The organism is Actinomyces sp. 2119 (genome assembly GCF_003591215.1).
Classification (GTDB): domain Bacteria; phylum Actinomycetota; class Actinomycetes; order Actinomycetales; family Actinomycetaceae; genus Actinomyces; species Actinomyces lilanjuaniae.
On the sequence record NZ_QYRR01000003.1, the window covers coordinates 179,910 to 197,407 of the forward strand.

Sequence of the window (17,498 nt, forward strand, 5' to 3'; positions counted from 1 at the left end):
GATGACCAGGGGGTGACCAGGGCCGCCTGCGCTGCCCGGGCCGAGTGTCCCGGGCAGCGCAGGCTGACTCAGGCCAGGTCCTTGAGCCGGGACTCCAGGGCGGCCACCGCGTCCTCAGCGGACCCGCCCTTCTGGAGCTCGGGGTAGACCGCGTCCTGGATCGCGGCGGTGACGTCACCGTAGGCCACCGCCTGCGGCCTGCCCTTGGCGGCGTCCAGGGAGTCCTTGAGGATCGGCAGGTAGGGGAACTTCTCCAGCATCTCCTCGTCCTCATAGAGGGAGCCGAGGATGGGTGCCAGGGTCTGGGTGTCCAGGGCGTAGCGCTCGGAGTCCTCGGAGGTGAACCACTTGATGAACTTCAGGGCGGTCGCCTTGTTCTGGCAGTTGGTGGTGATAGCGCAGTTGTGCCCACCCAGGGTGGGCACAAAGGCGTTGCCGCCGATGGTGGGCAGCGCGGCGACGTCGAACTTGTCGGTACCGAGGTTCTCCAGGTTGTTGGCGTACTGGTAGGGCCACTGCCGGTAGAAGAGAAGGGAGTCGCTCTCGAAGGCGTTGCGCCCGTCCTCCTCCATCCACTCCAGGGCCTTGGTGGGGATGTAGTCGCCGCTGAAGGCGTCGATAGCCGCCTTGACCCCGGCGACCGTCTCCGGGGTGTTGATGACGAGGTTGCCCTCGTCGTCGTAGAACGCACCTCCCGCCGTGTGGATGAACTCGGAGATGTTGCAGGTCAGGCCCTCGTACTTAGCCCACTGCCCGCCAAAGCCCCCGATGTTCTCGTGCCCGGGCAGCGCACGCACGGCGTCGACCGCAGCGGTGACCTCCTCCCAGGTGGTGGGCACCTCCACCCCAGCCTCCTCCAGGAGGTCCTTGCGGTAGAACATAACCGGCGCGTCGGTGGCAAAGGGCATGGCGTAGAACCTGTCCATGTAGACGCCGGTGTCCCACACGGGCTGGATAATGTCATCGTTCTTGAGCTCGTCTGCGGGCAGCTCCACGATCCACTGGTTGGCGGCGAACTCCGAGACCCACACGTTGTCCACGGAGATGACGTCGTAGGCCTCGGAGTTGGTCTGGGCGTTCTGGACCATGGACTGGCGCTGCTGATCGGCCTCCGCGGACAGCTCGATGAGAGTGACCTTCTCATCGGGGTAGAGCTCGTTCCACTCGTCAATACGCTTCTGGACCATCCCGCCGGAGTTGTCCTTGCCCTGGACCCACGTGATCGGCCCAGTGCCCTCGAAAGCGACCTCGCCCCCGGAGCCCCCGGAGGACCCCGAGCCATCTGAGCCGCTGGAGCAGGCTGCCGCAGCAGCGAGAGCGGCGGCCAGTGCGGAGCCCTGCATGAAGCGACGACGGGGAAGAGTGACCATGTTTCCTCCTTGAAACAAGCGACAGGCAGGACCGGCAGCAGCGCAGATCCCCTTGGGTGTCGTTGGATATCGACGCGCGTCGACGCGTCAGTCAGAGGGTACACACACTGATGTGCCCGGGCAACTCGACCACGGCACCACCACCGGCACCGGCACCGGCACCGGCACCGGCCGCCACCGTGCCGACACCGTGCCGACCAGGCCTGGGAGGACCCGGCCGGACCCGGACCGCTCTCAGGCAGAGGCAGGGCTCACCGGGTGCCGGAACCACGCCTGTCCCGCACGCCTCCCGTGCTCCTCCAAACCTCAAGGACCTGCGGCTGTGAATTTCTCCATAAGGACGCCGCGGTTCTCTCACCCCAGGCCGCCTCGGCAGGAGAGTGCTCTTGCCACAATATACGAGTGATCACTCGCCCCGTTCCCAGCCTGGAGGCCGCACGGCCACAGGACTACCCGCACTCCCTGACTGACGGCGTCAGTGCCACCGATGTGCCCTTCGAGCCTGAGGCGCACTGGTCGGTTCCCTGGCTGCTGGCCCAGCGCGTCTCCCGCAGCGGCGACCGTCCCCTGGTGGCGCGCAGGTCCCCGCTGGGCGGCGGCTGGCGCAACGTGTCCGCCAGGGCCTTTGGCGACGAGGTTGCCCAGGTGGCCGCAGGCCTCATCAGCATGGGCCTGGAGCCGGGCCAGCGCGTGGGCATCATGGCCCGCACCTCCTACAGCTGGTTCCTGCTGGACATGGCCATCGCCCGGGCGGGCCTGGTGTCAGTACCGATCTACGAGACCAGCTCGGCGGAGCAGGTCCGCTGGATCGTCTCCGACGCTCAGGTACGCCTGGTCGTGACCGAGACGGGCGCGATGTCGGACCTGGTGCACGAGGCCTCCCGAGAGGTGGACCACGAGGTCCAGGTCATGGCCCTGGACGCCGACGCCGTCGCCAACCTCATCGAGGTCGGCAGGAGCGTCGGCCTGGCCCAGGTGGACGAGCGCTCCGAGGCACTGCGCTGCGACGACCTCTACTCCATCATCTACACCTCAGGCACGACCGGCCGCCCCAAGGGGGTCGAGCTGACCCACCGCAACGCGGTCGGCATCCCCCACCACGGGGTGCGCTACCTGCCTGCCGTCCTGCGAGGCAGCGAAGTGCGCCTGCTGCTGTTCCTGCCCCTGGCCCACGTCTACGCCCGCTGCCTGCAGCTGCTCTCCCTGGCGGGCGACGGCGTGGTGGGGCACACCCCCGACGTCAGCACGCTCCTGGCAGACATGCAGTCCTTCGCGCCGTCCTACGTGCTGGCTGTCCCACGCGTGCTGGAGAAGATCTATAACGCCGCCGACGCCGCGGCGGGCAGCGGCGCCCGACTCCGGCTGTTCCGCTGGGCCTCCAGGGTCGCTATCGCCTACTCCCGCTCCCTGGACACCCCACAGGGCCCCTCCCGCGCCCTGCGCAGCTCCCGGGTCCTGGCGGACAGGCTGGTCTACCGCCGGATCCGCGCCCTGCTGGGCCCCAACGCCAGGTTCGTCATCTCGGGGGGCGGCCCCCTGGGCGAGCGCCTGGGACACTTCTACCGCGGTATCGGCCTGGTCATCCTGGAGGGCTACGGCCTGACCGAGACCATCGGCCCGGTATGCGTCAACGCCACCTGGCTCAACAAGATCGGTACCGTAGGACCACCGGTGTGTGGCAACCAGATCCGGGTCAGCCCGGAGGGCGAGGTCGAGACCCGGGGCCTGGGCGTCTTCTCCGCCTACCACAACGACCCCGAGGCGACCGCGGCGGCCTTCACCGCTGACGGATGGTTCCGCACCGGCGACCTGGGAACGGTCGATGAGGACGGGCACGTCCGCCTCACCGGCCGCAAGAAGGAGATCATCGTCACCGCAGGAGGCAAGAACGTCGCCCCCAGCCTCCTGGAGGACCGCCTGCGAGGCCACCCCCTGGTCAGCCAGGTCGTCGTCGTGGGCGACGGCGAGCCCTTCGTCTCCGCACTCATCACGCTGGACGCCGAGATGCTGCCACAGTGGCTGCACAACCACGGCCTGCCCAAGATGGGCGTGAGCGAGGCTGCCTCCCACCCCCGGGTGCTGGCCGCGCTGGACCGCGCCGTGGCCCGCACCAACGAGGTGGTCTCACGTGCCGAGTCCATCCGCACCTACCGGGTGCTGACCACGGACTTCACCGAGACCAACGGCCTGCTCACGCCCTCGCTCAAGGTCAGGCGCACAGAGGTGCTCCGTGCGCACGGTGAGGTCGTGTCACAGATCTATGCCTCCTCCGGGAAGGGGCCGACCGAGGGCTGAGCGCAGCGTGCATACTTGCCGCCATGACCCATGACGACACCACGCCCCCGGAGGGCGTCCGCCTTCCCGGCGGTCCCGTGCGTGAGCTCAGCACCGAGCCCCTGGTCGCCGCCCACCCCGGGATGACCTGCCCCTGGGCCCTGGCCGAGCGGGTCAGCCGAAGCCCCGAGGGGGCGCTGGTGTCCCGCAAGACCGCCCTCGGGCGCGGCTGGCAGGACATGAGCGCCGCAGCCTTCCGTACCCACGTGAGGGAGGTGGCCGCGGGCCTGGTCGCGGCGGGCCTGCAGCCCGGTGACGCCGTGGGCATCATGGCACGTACCTCCTACGAGTGGACCCTCATGGACTTCGCGGCCTGGGAGGCGGGACTGGTTGTTGTCCCGGTCTATGAGACCTCCTCGGCCGAGCAGGTCCAGTGGATCCTGACCGACTCCGACGTCCGCCTGCTCCTGGTGGAGAACCGGGCCATGGAGGTGATGGTCGACTCGATCAAGGCCTCGCAGCCCCACCTGGCGCACCTGACGGTCCTGTGCACTGAGCGGGAGGCCCTCCCCTCCCTGGTGGCCGCAGGACGCAGCGTGGAGGCCGCCGAGCTCGACCGGCGCAGCGCCGCCCTGACCTCTGACACGCTGGCTACGGTCGTCTACACCTCCGGCACCACGGGCAGACCCAAGGGTGCCGAGCTCACCCACGGCAACCTCGTCCACCTGTGCGTCAACGCCTGCGCACACGTCCCGGAGGTTCTGGGCGGCCCCGATGTACGGATCCTGCTCTTCCTTCCGCTGGCCCACGTCCTGGGACGCTTCCTGGAGATCGCGGTGGTGTGCTCTCAGGCTGGCGTTCTGGGGCATGCACCCGACGTGAGGAACCTGGTCCCCGACCTGGAGTCCTTCCAGCCTACTGCTGTCCTGGCCGTTCCCCGGGTGTTTGAGAAGATCTACAACGCCGCGGACGCCCGGGCCGTCGGCACCAGGCAGAAGGTTTTCCGCCTGGCTGCCAAGACCGCGATCGCCTACTCACGTGCCCTGGACACCGCCAAGGGACCCTCGCCGACACTGCGCGCCCAGCACGCGGCCTTTAACCGTCTTGTCTTCGCCCGGCTGCGCTCGGTGCTGGGCGGCCGGGTCCGCTACGTGGTCTCCGGAGGGGGTCCCCTAGGCGAGAGGCTAGGCCACTTCTACCGGGGTGCAGGCGTCAACGTGCTGGAGGGTTACGGCCTGACCGAGACCATGGGTCCCTGCACAGTCAACCTACCCGGTACCACCCGCATCGGTACGGTGGGAATCCCGCTGCCCGGCTGCTCGGTGCGCCTGGCCGAGGACGCAGAGATCCTGGTCAGAGGGATCGGTACGTTTCGCGGCTACCACGACGACCCTCAGGCGACCGCAGCGGCCTTGACCCGGGACGGATGGCTAGCCACCGGTGACCTCGGCTCTATCGAGGAGGGAGGCTTCCTGAGGATCACCGGCCGCAAGAAGGAGATCATCGTCACCGCTGGAGGCAAGAACGTCGCCCCCAGCCTCCTGGAGGACCGCCTGCGAGGCCACCCCCTGGTCAGCCAGGTCCTGGTCGTGGGTGACAACCGCCCCTGCATCGGGGCTCTCATCTGTCTGGACGCGGAGATGCTGCCGCAGTGGCTGCACAACCACGGCCTGGAGGAGATGGACGTGGCGCAGGCCGCCCGGGACATCAGGGTCCGCTCCGCCTTGGAGAGGGCCGTGACCCGGGCTAACCAGGCGGTGTCCCGGGCGGAGTCCATCCGTACCTTCAGCGTCCTGCCCACGGACTTCACAGTGGCCAACGGCCTGCTCACGCCTTCGCTCAAGGTACGCCGGGAGGAGGCCCACCGGCGGTTTGCCTCAGAGATTGACGAGCTCTACGCCCGCCCCCTGTCTGCATAAGTCCGTATGACGTCATGCCTATGACATCATGGCCTCCGCAGCCTCCGCACGAGCCCGGCTGGCGCCGTCCCCGACGAGTCCCACCGGGTGAGCGGGTGAGCTCCTCAGGATGCCCCCCAGGCTCCTCCTCCGGACCGAATCTCCTGGTGGTGCTGGATCACCTCGGCGAGGATGAAGGCGTAGAACTTCTCGGCGAAGGCCGGGTCCAGGCCGGAGTCGGCAGCCAGGGACCTCAGCCGCTCCAGCTGCCGGGCCTCCCTGGCGGTGTCGGCGGGCGGAAGATCCAGCTCCGCCTTGAGCCGCCCCACCTGCTGGGTGCAGCGGAAGCGCTCGGCCAGCAGGTGCACCAGGGCAGCGTCCAGGTTGTCGATTGTCATCCGGTAGCGGGCCAGCTCGGGAGGCACGTCCTTGATCATGGTGGCCTGACTGCCCTCCACGTCCGGCAGGACGTCCCAGCCGTGAGCCTGCCTGTCCTGTGCCTGGCTGCCGTTGTCCTGGTTAGCGTTCATGCGCTGCGGGTCCTCTCTCCTGCCTTTGACGTCGAGCTCAGTGTGCCCGCGCCGACCTCGTACCTGGGCCTGCCGCCTCCTGTCACGGCGTCAGCGTCAACGACCACGCGGCCGACCTCCGGCATGGAGGGGACCTCAAACATGGCCTGGCCCAGGACCTCCTCCACGATAGAGGTCAGCCCCCGGGCACCGGTCTGGCGCTTCAGGGCCAGGGTGGCCACAGCCTCCACGGCCTCGCGGGTCAGCTCCAGCTCCACGCCGTCGAGGCTGAACAGGTACTTGTACTGCGCCACCAGTGCGTTCTTGGGCTCGGTCATGACCCGCACCAGCTCGGGGACACCCAGGTTCTGGACCGTGGCGATCACCGGGAGGCGACCGATGAACTCGGGGATGAGGCCGAAGGTGTGGAGGTCCTCGGGGCGCACGGGCGAGCTGAGGACGTCCTCCCGACCCACAGCGGACAGCTGGGCGCCAAAACCCACGACCTGCGCCCCGGACTCCTTGCGCTGGCGCTGCCGCACAATGTCCTCGATTCCGGCGAAGGCACCAGCGGCGATGAACAGGATATTGGTGGTGTCGATCTCCAGGAACTCCTGGTGGGGATGCTTACGCCCGCCGCCGGGGGGCACCGAGGCGGTCGTCCCCTCAATGATCTTGAGCAGCGCCTGCTGGACACCCTCGCCGGAGACGTCACGGGTGATGGAGGGATTCTCCGCCTTCCGACCGATCTTGTCGATCTCGTCAATGTAGATAATGCCCTTCTCAGCCCGCTTGACGTCACCGTCAGCCGCCTGGATGAGCTTGAGCAGGATGTTCTCCACATCCTCGCCCACGTACCCGGCCTCTGTCAGGGCGGTAGCGTCCACGATGGCGAAGGGGACGTCCAGCAGTCGGGCCAGGGTCCTGGCCAGGTGCGTCTTTCCGGTCCCGGTGGGACCCAGCAGGAGGATGTTGGACTTGCCCAGCTCCAGGCCGTCGCCCTCGGCCACGGCGCGCTCACGCACCTGGACCCGCTTGTAGTGGTTGTAGACAGCCACGCTCATGGCGCGCTTGGCGGCCTCCTGGCCGATCACGTACTCGTTGAGGAAGTCGAAGATCTCCTGCGGCTTGGGCAGCTCCAGCGGCACTCCCGCGCCGGAGTCACCCAGCTCCTCGTCCACGATCTCGTTGCACAACTCGATGCACTCGTCGCAGATATAGACTCCGGGACCTGCGATGAGCTTCTTGACCTGCTTCTGGCTCTTCCCGCAGAAGGAGCACTTGAGCAGGTCGACACTCTCAGCGTTTCGTGCCACCGGGGATCTCCTCCAAACTCACTGCGACCAAATCCGCGCGGGGTGGGACACGCTGCCAGCCTACGGTGGTCCCTCCCGGGAGGCTTCCGGGACCCGACGGCGTGTCTGAGAAGCAATATGCCACGTTCCTCACCTTGTGGCTACCCACAGCCGAAATCGCCCACATGCTGGCCGCCACCGCTGGTCTGTGGCCCAGTTGCGCCGGGCCTATCAGGGCTAAGAACGGGGCGGGCCTGGGTGGGAGTCATCCCCCTCCAGGCCCGCCCCGCGCACCAGGGTCAGCCGGGCACAGGATCAGGAGGAGTGCGGCGACGACGGCGCCTTGCGCGAGCTCAGCACCTGGTCGACGATGCCGTACTGCCTGGCCGCCTCAGCGGTGAGGATCGTGTCGCGCTCCAGGTCCTTGTGGACCTCCTCGCGGTCACGGCCGGTGTGGGCGGACAGGGTGTCCTCCAGCCAGGTCCGCATACGGTCGATCTCGTTGGCGACAATCTCGATGTCACTGGCCTGGCCGTGCATGCCCTCCATGGCAGGCTGGTGGATAAGCACCCGGGCGTTGGGCAGGGCCAGCCTCTTGCCCGGGCTCCCCGCCGCCAGCAGTACTGCGGCCGCCGAGGCCGCCTGGCCCAGGCATACCGTCTGCACCTGGGGCTTGATGTACTGCATGGTGTCGTAGATCGCCGTGAGCGCGGTGAAGGAGCCACCGGGGCTGTTGATGTACATGGTGATGAGGCCGTCAGGGTCCTGGGACTCCAGGACCAGCAGCTGGGCCATGATGTCGTCGGCGCTGGCATCGTCGACCTGGACGCCCATGAAGACGATCCGGTCCTCGAAGAGCTTGGCGTAGGGGTCCTGGCGCTTGAAGCCGTAGGCGGTGCGCTCCTCGAACTGGGGCAGGACGTAGCGGGACTGGGGCATGGTGGCCGCCTGGGCGAGCTGGCGGGCCGCGGCCTCAAAGTAGGGACGGGTGGTCATGGGTCAGTCCTCCCCGTTCTGCTGGCCGATCTCCCGGCTTGAGCGCACGATGTGGTCGACGAAGCCGTACTCCAGGGCCTCCTGCGCGGAGAACCAGTGGTCACGGTCGGAGTCGGCGATGACCTGCTCCACGCTGTGACCGGTGTTGGCAGCGGTGATCTCCGCCAGCTCGTGCTTCATCTTGATGATGAGGTCGGCGTTGATACGGATGTCCGTGGCAGAGCCTCCCGCACCGCCGGAGGGCTGGTGCATGAGCACCCGGGCGTGCGGGGTGAGGTAGCGCTTGCCCTTGGCGCCAGCCGAGAGCAGGAACTGCCCCATGGAGGCGGCCAGGCCCGTCGCCACCGTCACCACGTCAGGCTGGACGTACTGCATGGTGTCGTAGATGGCCATCCCGGCGGTCACCGACCCGCCGGGGCTGTTGATGTAGAGGTAGATGTCCCGCTTGGGGTCCTCAGCAGCCAGCAGCAGCATCTGCGCGCAGATGGCGTTGGCGTTGTCGTCACGCACCTCGGAGCCGAGCCAGACGATGCGCTCCTTGAGGAGGCGGTTGTAGATGGAGTCGGTCAGGCCGAGACCCGCGACGTTGCCGTCAGCCGCCCGGGGGGCGGCGGGCGTGTAGAGCTCGCTCACGTCAGTCCTCTCAGTGTCGGTCACGCCAACGCTAACCCGCGCCCCAGAACCAGCATGCCCGGGCTGCCACGCTTTTCGCCCACGGCGCAGGTTGACCAGGCGGACAGCCCAGACGTGCCGACTCATATCATGGCTGCCACGCCGAGTGCGGCACGCAGGTACCCGCACGCGAACGCACAAGGCGCCCGGCAACCGGGCAACCCGGCAATTACGACGAGCCACGAGCCACGAGCGATGAGAGGACGCCATGCCTACGACACCCGTCTCTGAATCCCTGTTCCGCCTGGGCCTCAACGAGGCCCTGCCGATCAGCGAGGAGGCAACCACCTCGCGCGTGGTCGTCAACAACGACGCCCTGCGCACCGTCATCTTCACCTTTGACGCGGGGCAGCTCCTGACCGAGCATGCCTCCCCCAGGGCTGTGGTGGTCACCCTCCTGGAGGGCGAGATGGACTTCTCGGTGGGCGAGCGCACCGAACGCATGGCCGCAGGCGACGTCATCTACCTGGCCCCAGGCGAGCGTCACGCGCTGACTGCGGTCACTCCCTGCCGTATGCAGCTGGTCATGGTCGAGGACAGGACCAGCCCCCGGGAGTGAGTCGAGCATCCCGGGAGCAGCCTGCCAGGCGCTCCCGGGAGCACCCCGACCACGAGAACACGGGAAAACACGGGAAGCAGACGGGTGGTCGGCTCCGGCCCCGTCCAGCAACGTCGAGCAGCGTGGTGTCACGCTGCCGGACCCGGCCCTGTCACCGCGTCACCGTCTCAGCACCGGTCCCCGACCAGTCCTGTCAGTTCAGTCCCTGTCCTGGCTGCCCTCGGCCTCGACGACGTCCTCACCCTCGGCAGGAGCGTCAGGCTGGGAGACAAGCCCGCCCGTCCTGACGATGTCGTCAGCCTGCGCGGCCTCATCCTCCCCAGCGGAGTCACCAGCAGCATCGTCAGTCTCGTCACTGGTCTCGCTGCCCGTGCCGCCGCTATCGGCCTCGTCGGAGCCGATGAACTCCGTCAGGTCCACGGCCTGGCCTGCGGAGTCGGTGACGCTCACCCGTCGCAGCGCCACCGCCAGGGACTTGTTGCGGGCGATCTCCGCGACGAAGTTCGGCATCTGCCCGGCCTGCTGTGCCCCCTGGATGAACTGGGCGGGCTCCATCCCGTACTGCTGGGCGGTCTGGAAGAGGAACTCCCACAGCTCGTCCTGGGAGACCCCGACCTCCACCTGCTCCACGAGGACGTCGAGGATGATCTGGTCGCGCACGCTGGAGACCACGTCGTCGCGGATCTCCTTGGCGTGGTCGTCATCAGCCTCCTTGCCCTCGGCCTGGAGGTGGCGGGAGATCTCCTGGTCAACCACGGCCTGCGGGACCTCGAAGTCGATGGCCTCACGCAGGGCCTCCAGGAGGGCGTCGCGGGCGGCCACGGCCTGCTCGCTGGTCCGGCGCTGGGCGACCTGCTTGGACAGGTCCTCACGCAGCTCCTCGATGGTGTCGAACTCGGAGGCCTCCTGGGCGAAGTCGTCGTCGGCCGCAGGGAGGTCGCGCTGCTTGACGGCGGAGGCGGTGACCGTGACGTCAGCCTCCTCGCCCTCGTGCTCACCGCCGGCCAGCGTGGTAGTGAAGGTGGTGGACTCACCGGTCTTGAGGCCACGCAGCGCGGTGTCCAGCCCCTTGAGCATGTTGCCCTTGCCGATCTCGTAGGAGACGCCGGAGACGGAGTCCACCTCCTCACCGTCGATGACCGCCGTGAGGTCGATGGTGACAAAGTCGCCGGTCTTGGCCTTGCGGCTCACGGACTTCAGGGAGCCGAACCGGGCACGCAGGCTGTCAAGCTCCTCGGTGACGTCCTCCTCGCTGACCTCGACCGCGTCCACGGTCAACTCCAGTGAGTCCAGGTCGGGGATGGTGATCTCGGGGCGGACCGTGACCTCAGCGGTGAAGACGAGCTGGCCGCCGTTGGCACCAGAGACGTTGGGCAGCCCGGCGACCTCGACCTCGGGCTGGACCATCGGCACCCGCTCAGAGGTCTTCAGCGCGTCCTGGTAGAGGTCCGGCAGGGCATTGTTGACGGCCTCCTGGATGACGGCCGCCCGGCCCACGCGCTGGTCGATGATGCGGTTGGGGACGTGGCCCGGGCGGAACCCCGGCACCTGGACCTGGGAGCCGATCTCCTTGTAGGCAGCCTCAAGGCTAGGCTGAAGCTCCTCGTAGGGGACCTCCACGGTCAGCTTGATGCGACTGGGGTCAAGGTTGTCGACAGTGGTCTTCACGAGGGCTGCTCCCAATAGGTGTGTACGTTCAGCGGTACCGGTGATCCGGCGGACACGACATGGCGTCAATCCGTGCCATCTTAGGGCACGCCCGCCACGACGGGGCTATCCGCCCTGGCCCGGGTCCATGACGCTGGACACAGCAAGGCCAACGGACCGGCCAGTGCCGGGAGACGCGTTCACCCGACGGCCCCCGGCCAAGAGGAGCAGCACCATGGTTAAGGCCCCGAGGCACTGGGACCAGCCTCACTCAGTCCTGCCACTAGCAACCTAGTCACGCTGCAACCTCAGTCACAGCGGCCGACGAGGAGGAATCACCGTACCGCGCACGAAAAATCCCGGAAGGACAAGAGTCAACCGCACCCAGACTTCCTCACGACTAGCAGCAGCAATCCGCCGGGGCGTCTACACCAGCGTCCCAGCTATGCGCAGGACTAAGGTGCCGATCTACCTCGGCCAACCTCTCCCGCACCCTAGCAATGGGGTGGGAGAGGTTGGCACTGCACGGACCAGACGCGTCTACGCCTGCACAGTTGCGTGGGTGTCCTGGGTGGTGAGGCTACCGTCCGTGACGTACAGGACGGGACCCTCGACCCTGCCGACCAGCTCAAGAGTGCGGCCGTGATAGGGGTAGGTCAGTACCACGCTGCCGTCAGCGGCCGGTGAGATCTCCTGCTGACGGGTAACGTTGCGCACCAGTGCACGCACCCGGTTCTCGCTCAGGCCCGCCTCACCCAGGTCGCGAGCCGCCGCGCTGGAGAAGAACGACCGGTCCGCAACTACCGAGTACTGGCTACTCCGATCCGCAAGAACCGGGGCGTCAGCACCGGCACCCAACACGTTGGCGTTGGCGGCAACGTTGACGTTAACCGCAATGTTTGCAAGGGCAACGGCCGCAACTGCTACCCATGCAGTGGATATCTGAGGGTCAGGATTATTGGGGTCTGCCGCCGCATGCGAGGCCTCGTCCACCACACTGTCGAGCACCACAAAACGCACCCCCTGAGGAGCGGATTCCAGCACCTCTCACAGCCGTTTTACCTCGGCAGGTGACGCCCCAGGAAGAAGTGTTTCTGAGGGGACAAGAACCCCTTCGGGTCTTCCTTGACGGCTTGACGGTCCTCCGCAGATACCGTTAGCACCCCCGAAGACGTACCAGCAATTCAAGCGACGCAGCAGAGCCGCCTGCCATGTCTGTCTTGCCTGCCCCAGCGTCTACCTAAATCCCGTTCCCTGTCTGGCTCACGATTACGTACCCCTTTCCTTCACATGGCTCCGAGCCCGGTCAGTTCCTGTAGATCCTCATCTAGAACATGTAGAGCGCTACTTAACCCGCGCATCACCCCTACCAAATTGAGCCTGACGGTTCAACCTACGTGCATGCAGGGTGGCGAAGATACCAACTACAAGCACAAACGCGAACACTGTCACCGTTATCGTGCCCACAGCCTCCCTGGCGCCCTGCTCGTCAACAAGAGACGCGGCACCCAGGATGGCAGCAACCGCACCAACAGCACAAAGTAAACCCACCACCAAGAAGAGTACCGCATATCTCCTGTGCATATCTGTCCAGATCTTTTCTGACTTCATGATCTGACTCGTGCGCAGCCCCAAGGCCCAGTTCAGCGGAAGAGTACCGCGTCTACTTACCACAAACGTCCACAGAGAAAGTGGGCTGAATACGGCAAGAATTAATCCCGCCCCAAGGAGCCCACCGTGCACAAGACCACCCACAATTCTCTCCTTCCAAGATACGCGCACGGACCTACCGCACACTCGCCGAGACCACCAGCCCCAGCCAAGGAAGACTCCAGACACCACCTTGGCCACCACGCCAGCGGCACTGATGACGTGCGACCCAGGCACAGGCAACCGTCGCCATGCCCGAAGGAAGCCTCCCCAGGCCCTCACATGTAATAATATACCTCATCACCAAGACGCTGCCAAGAGGTCAACAGGCCATTGGAAGCCACGTCAAGCCCCCTCGACGCACAGTTGGCCACGTGACCTGCGAAAACGCATTACCACAGAATGACCCGACATAATGCTTGGAAGTTCCTGAGAACAGAGCCCCGGGGCGGGAGCATCCCGGGAGGCGGGATAGCGGGATAGGTCGACCAGGGCTGACCTCCTGGCAGCAGAGGCGGCCGCGGACGGGAGGGACGTCACATGCCTGGAGCCCGGCACGGGGTGGAACCGCCGCCGCAGGAGCGGTTATAGTGTCCGACTGTCCCGATGTCAGCGGATCGACGATCCCCTAGCAGGAGAGGAGCGGGCTCATGGCAGTGCCGAAGCGGAGGATGTCCCGTAGCAACACCCGTAACCGTCGCTCGCAGTGGAAGGCCAAGCTTCCTCGGCTGCAGACGATCCGGGTCAACGGACGGGACATCACGGTGCCGTCCCGCCTGGCCAAGGCCTACAGGACCGGCCTCATCGAGTACTGAGGAGGCATGCGGGGCAGCGCCCCGTCACTTGCGGGTGTAGCTCAATGGTAGAGCCTCTGCCTTCCAAGCAGATGGCGCGGGTTCGATTCCCGTCACCCGCTCTGAGGAGCCACCTGGCGCCGCCCATACTGTGGCATCAGGTGGCCCACCCCGGGCTGTGGCGCAGTTTGGTAGCGCACCTGCTTTGGGAGCAGGGGGTCGTGGGTTCAAGTCCCGCCAGCCCGACCACAAGGGCCATCGCCAGCCGAGCGGGGCCCTCTTTCGTTGGAACCACGCGGGTGCCTCCAGCCACCCAGTTTTGACCCCCTGCATGTGTGGTTACTTCGCAGTCACCTTCCCACTCACGGTCCCAGGACCTGCCTAGACCCACGCAGCCCGTTGAGTCCCCCGTTACGCCAGCACAGGCTCAGCACCAGCGAAATGACCACCACAAAGGTGACACACGCAGGCACCCCCAAGTCCTCCGGCCAGCCCAGCCGTCTCCACATCCAGCCAGGTCCTGTACTGGTGACGCGGGATTTCTCCACACACATGCACGCTGACCCGCCAGCCCGTGAACAGCGCTACCCCGCTCATGCCGCATCATGGGGCCATGAGCCGCAGCACCCGCCGCACCCGTCACGCGTCCCGGCGGGCTGCGGCCACAGCACCCTCGACGTCCTCGACATCCTCACTATCCTCAATGTCCCCGACGTCGCCCTCAGCCTCGCTGTCAACGACCTTGCCGCCCTACGCCTCCTCCCGGAGCCCGGAGCACCTGCCGCCTCATGACGGCCTCTCCCCCGTCGGCTACCTCACCCTGGCCCGCGCCGAGCAGCCCGTCACCGAGCTGGAGGTCCGGCGCTCCCGGTTCCTGGCCCAGGCCGCACGGGCCGGTACCGAGGAGGCCGCCCGCACCTTCATAGCCCGAGCACGCTCCACCTATCCAGACGCCCGCCACCACTGCTCGGCCTTCATCGTGGCCGTTGACGGCGCCCAGCCCGTGGAGCGCTCCAGCGACGACGGGGAGCCCTCCGGTACCGCAGGCGGCCCCATGCTGGAGGTGCTGCGCGCCAGCGGGCTGGTGAGCACCGTGGTCGTGGTGACCAGGTACTTCGGCGGGACCCTGCTGGGCACCGGCGGCCTGGTGCGCGCCTACTCCGAGGCTGCCGCCCAGGCCCTGTCTGCCGCCACCCGGGTCCGCCTGGTCATCCGCTACCTGTGGACGCTCACCGTGCCCCCGGCCCAGGCGGGCCACCTGGAGGCGGGGCTGCGCGGCTGCGCCACCACTGCCGACGTCACCGTGGAGGAGACGACGTGGGAGGCCACCCAGGTGGTCCTCACGGTGTCCACCCCTGACGCCCAGGCCGCCGCCCTGCGCCCGCTGCTGGCCTCCCTCAGCTCCGGGCAGGCCCGGCTTCACCCGGCAGGCACCCGCCTGGTCGAGGTGCCGGAGCCCCCTGGCCGCACCTGACACAAGGGCTGCGGGAAAGTCAGCGGGAAAGTCAGCAGGGAAAGAGAGGCGCAGGAGCGCAGGAAAAGGACGCAAGACCGGAATGACGGGAAAGAGCGCTGGGAAGACGCCAGGAAGACGGCGGGAAGGTCAGGAGAAGTACCACACGGCGGGCACGCGCGTCACGCCCACCGCGAAAACACCCCCGACAGCACCCACAACTACACCGTACCGATTGACGTCACCGGTGGCGGAGGGGTTAGCCTTCCTCCAACCACGACGCCCACACCATCTGCGTGCGGGCGTGTCTGGTGGGCCAGCCTGTCGGCCAGCCCACTGAACCTGCTGAGACAGGCCTGAGGCAGTCGGCCCGGCCGTACACGGGAGAGGAGGACCCCACGATGACGCTCACCGTCATGTGCGCGATGTCCCCCTCCTGCTGCCGGTGTCTCTAGGGCGCCAGGCCTTGAGGACTGTGCGCGCGTCGCGGCGCGCATGCCCGGCGCTCGCACGACTACCGGAAGACGATCGGCACAGCCGTTCCCCGCCTCCTGAAGTCCTTAACTGAGTTCTTGCGCTGCGACCTCGCGGAGCACCCCTGCTCAGACCCCCTGACGGCCGCGAACCGTCACCCGGGCTGCCGCCCCCGCGCGCCCCTGACCGGAACGCGCTCCTGGGCCAGCCCCCGCACCGCCGAGAGGTGTCCGCCATGACACCGACGGCACGTCCCACCCCAGTACCAGCAAAGGAACACCCATGACATACGCCCACGACGTCACCGCCCTCGTCGGCAACACCCCACTGGTCCGCATCAATCGCGTCACCGACGGCGCCCCGGCCACGGTCCTGGCCAAGGTGGAGGCCTTCGAGCCAGCCTCCTCAGTCAAGGACCGCATCGCCCTGTCCATCGTGCGCGCCGCAGAGAGGTCGGGAGAGCTCCAGCCCGGCGGCACCATCGTGGAGGCAACCTCCGGCAACACCGGGGTGGGCCTGGCCATGGTGGGGGCCGCCCTGGGCTACAGGGTCGTTATCACGATGCCGGAGACCTTCTCCAAGGAGCGCCGCGCCATCATGCGGGCCTTCGGCGCCGAGCTGGTGCTCACCACCGAGGGCGGTGTCGCCGGAGCCGTCAAGCGGGCGGAGGAGATCCAGGCAGCCACCCCCAACTCCATCCTGGCCTCCCAGTTCGCCAACCCGGCCAACCCCCAGGTCCACCGCGAGACCACAGCCCGCGAGATCCTGGAGGCCACCGGGGGCGAGCTGGACGTCTTCGTGGCCGGCATCGGCACCGGCGGCACCCTGACCGGCGTGGGCCAGGTGCTGCGCGAGGAGAAGCCGGAGGTCACGGTGGTCGGCGTGGAGCCCGCCGAGTCGCCACTGCTCAGTGAGGGGTCCTGGTCCCCGCACAAGATCCAGGGCATCGGCCCCAACATCATCCCGGAGGTGCTCGACCAGGAGATCTGGGACGAGCTGCTGCACGTCGAGTCCCAGGCGGCCATCACCTACGCCCGGCGCGCTGCCGCCGAGGAGGGCCTGCTCGTGGGGATCTCCTCAGGTGCGGCCCTGGCCGCTGCCGTCCAGCTGGCCCAGCGGCCCGAGATGGAGGGCAAGACCATCGTCACCGTCCTGCCCGACACTGGCGAGCGCTACCTGAGCACCGTCCTCTTCCAGGACCTGCTCGACTGACGACCAGACCAGACCCTGTGGCGCCCTGCCCCCGGGTGGGGCGCCACAGGCACTCACCTCACGGCGCCCGAGGGCCCTACCTGGCTGGAGCGGTGCCGCGGACAAGGAGCACCTCATGCACGACCCCAACAGACCCCTCCTAGACCTGGCGCGCGAGGACCTGGCCACGGCGCGACGCCGCGACCCGGCTGCCCGCTCCAGCGTCGAGGTGGCCCTGCTCTACCCGGGGGTCCACGCCCTGTGGGCGCACCGCGCTGCCCACAAGCTCTGGCACCGCGGCCACCGGTTCGCCGCCCGGGCACTGTCCCAGGTGGCCCGCGGCGTCACGGGCATCGAGATCCACCCCGCCGCCCGGATCGGCAACCGCTTCTTCATCGACCACGGTATGGGTGTGGTCATCGGGGAGACCGCGGAGGTCGGCGACGACGTGCTCATGTTCCATGGCGTCACTCTGGGCGGGGTCTCCATGAACCCCGGCAAACGCCATCCCACGATCGGCAATGACGTCCAGATCGGGGCGGGCGCCAAGGTCCTGGGGCCGGTGACGGTGGAGGACGGGGCCAAGATCGGCGCCAACGCGGTCCTGGTGAAGAACCTGCCCGCCGAGCATGTCGGTGTGGGCGTACCCGCGCGCGCCCGGGACCCACGCACCGACCCCGAGCTCATGCTCGACCCCACGATCTACATCTGACCCG

15 protein-coding genes and 2 tRNA genes are annotated in these 17,498 nt (G+C 67.6%); 9 read left to right on the forward strand and 8 right to left on the reverse strand.

Going from position 1 to position 17,498, the window contains the following annotated elements; translation table 11 throughout:
* Window positions 1-68 precede the first annotated feature (68 nt).
* Window positions 69-1,370, reverse strand: coding sequence for an ABC transporter substrate-binding protein (locus D4740_RS04545; RefSeq protein ID WP_119835759.1), 1,302 nt, complete (start codon window positions 1,368-1,370; stop codon window positions 69-71).
* A 402-nt stretch (window positions 1,371-1,772) separates the two neighbouring features.
* Here D4740_RS04545 and D4740_RS04550 point away from each other — a divergent pair, with 402 nt between their 5' ends.
* The gene (locus D4740_RS04550) at window positions 1,773-3,665 is read left to right on the forward strand and encodes an AMP-dependent synthetase/ligase (RefSeq protein WP_396027223.1); all 1,893 of its coding nucleotides are present in this window, start codon (window positions 1,773-1,775) and stop codon (window positions 3,663-3,665) included.
* Window positions 3,666-3,688: 23 nt separating this feature from the next.
* On the forward strand, window positions 3,689-5,563 hold the full coding sequence (locus tag D4740_RS04555) for a long-chain fatty acid--CoA ligase (RefSeq protein WP_119835760.1): 1,875 nt from the start codon (window positions 3,689-3,691) through the stop codon (window positions 5,561-5,563).
* A 104-nt stretch (window positions 5,564-5,667) separates the two neighbouring features.
* Here D4740_RS04555 and D4740_RS04560 read toward each other — a convergent pair whose 3' ends face one another.
* The 4 genes from D4740_RS04560 to D4740_RS04575 all read right to left on the reverse strand — a co-directional run bounded on the left by D4740_RS04560 (window position 5,668) and on the right by D4740_RS04575 (window position 8,975).
* On the reverse strand, window positions 5,668-5,979 hold the full coding sequence (locus D4740_RS04560) for a chorismate mutase (protein ID WP_119835929.1): 312 nt from the start codon (window positions 5,977-5,979) through the stop codon (window positions 5,668-5,670).
* 89 nt (window positions 5,980-6,068) lie between these two features.
* Complete coding sequence (clpX, locus tag D4740_RS04565) at window positions 6,069-7,367, reverse strand: ATP-dependent Clp protease ATP-binding subunit ClpX (protein ID WP_119835761.1); 1,299 nt, start codon at window positions 7,365-7,367, stop codon at window positions 6,069-6,071.
* 294 nt (window positions 7,368-7,661) lie between these two features.
* Window positions 7,662-8,342: an ATP-dependent Clp protease proteolytic subunit gene (locus tag D4740_RS04570; protein WP_119835762.1), complete on the reverse strand. Its 681-nt coding sequence runs from the start codon at window positions 8,340-8,342 to the stop codon at window positions 7,662-7,664.
* 3 nt (window positions 8,343-8,345) lie between these two features.
* Complete coding sequence (locus D4740_RS04575) at window positions 8,346-8,975, reverse strand: ATP-dependent Clp protease proteolytic subunit (RefSeq protein ID WP_119835763.1); 630 nt, start codon at window positions 8,973-8,975, stop codon at window positions 8,346-8,348.
* A 247-nt stretch (window positions 8,976-9,222) separates the two neighbouring features.
* Between D4740_RS04575 and D4740_RS04580 the strand changes: the two genes are divergently transcribed.
* Window positions 9,223-9,573: a cupin domain-containing protein gene (locus tag D4740_RS04580; RefSeq protein WP_119835764.1), complete on the forward strand. Its 351-nt coding sequence runs from the start codon at window positions 9,223-9,225 to the stop codon at window positions 9,571-9,573.
* 198 nt (window positions 9,574-9,771) lie between these two features.
* On the opposite strand, the gene tig is transcribed toward D4740_RS04580, so the two are convergent.
* The 3 genes from tig to D4740_RS04595 form a co-directional block, all read right to left on the reverse strand.
* Window positions 9,772-11,241: a trigger factor gene (gene tig / locus D4740_RS04585; protein ID WP_119835765.1), complete on the reverse strand. Its 1,470-nt coding sequence runs from the start codon at window positions 11,239-11,241 to the stop codon at window positions 9,772-9,774.
* Window positions 11,242-11,760: 519 nt separating this feature from the next.
* A complete protein-coding gene (locus tag D4740_RS04590) occupies window positions 11,761-12,231 on the reverse strand; it encodes a hypothetical protein (RefSeq protein WP_119835766.1) in 471 nt (156 codons plus the stop codon).
* 333 nt (window positions 12,232-12,564) lie between these two features.
* Window positions 12,565-12,975 (reverse strand): SdpI family protein, encoded by a 411-nt coding sequence (locus D4740_RS04595; RefSeq protein WP_119835767.1) that lies wholly within the window; start codon window positions 12,973-12,975, stop codon window positions 12,565-12,567.
* Window positions 12,976-13,520: 545 nt separating this feature from the next.
* Here D4740_RS04595 and rpmF point away from each other — a divergent pair.
* From rpmF to cysE, 6 genes are all read left to right on the forward strand, one after another.
* Window positions 13,521-13,685, forward strand: coding sequence for a 50S ribosomal protein L32 (rpmF, locus tag D4740_RS04600; protein WP_119835768.1), 165 nt, complete (start codon window positions 13,521-13,523; stop codon window positions 13,683-13,685).
* A 30-nt stretch (window positions 13,686-13,715) separates the two neighbouring features.
* Window positions 13,716-13,786: transfer RNA gene (locus tag D4740_RS04605), tRNA-Gly, on the forward strand.
* Between the two features lie 50 nt (window positions 13,787-13,836).
* Window positions 13,837-13,913 (forward strand) — tRNA-Pro (locus D4740_RS04610).
* A gap of 364 nt (window positions 13,914-14,277) precedes the next feature.
* Window positions 14,278-15,138 (forward strand): YigZ family protein, encoded by an 861-nt coding sequence (locus D4740_RS04615; protein WP_310732066.1) that lies wholly within the window; start codon window positions 14,278-14,280, stop codon window positions 15,136-15,138.
* Between the two features lie 735 nt (window positions 15,139-15,873).
* Window positions 15,874-16,803, forward strand: a complete 930-nt coding sequence (gene cysK / locus D4740_RS04620) for a cysteine synthase A (protein ID WP_119835770.1) — start codon at window positions 15,874-15,876, stop codon at window positions 16,801-16,803.
* Window positions 16,804-16,918: 115 nt separating this feature from the next.
* Window positions 16,919-17,494, forward strand: coding sequence for a serine O-acetyltransferase (gene cysE, locus D4740_RS04625; RefSeq protein WP_119835771.1), 576 nt, complete (start codon window positions 16,919-16,921; stop codon window positions 17,492-17,494).
* Window positions 17,495-17,498 lie beyond the last annotated feature (4 nt).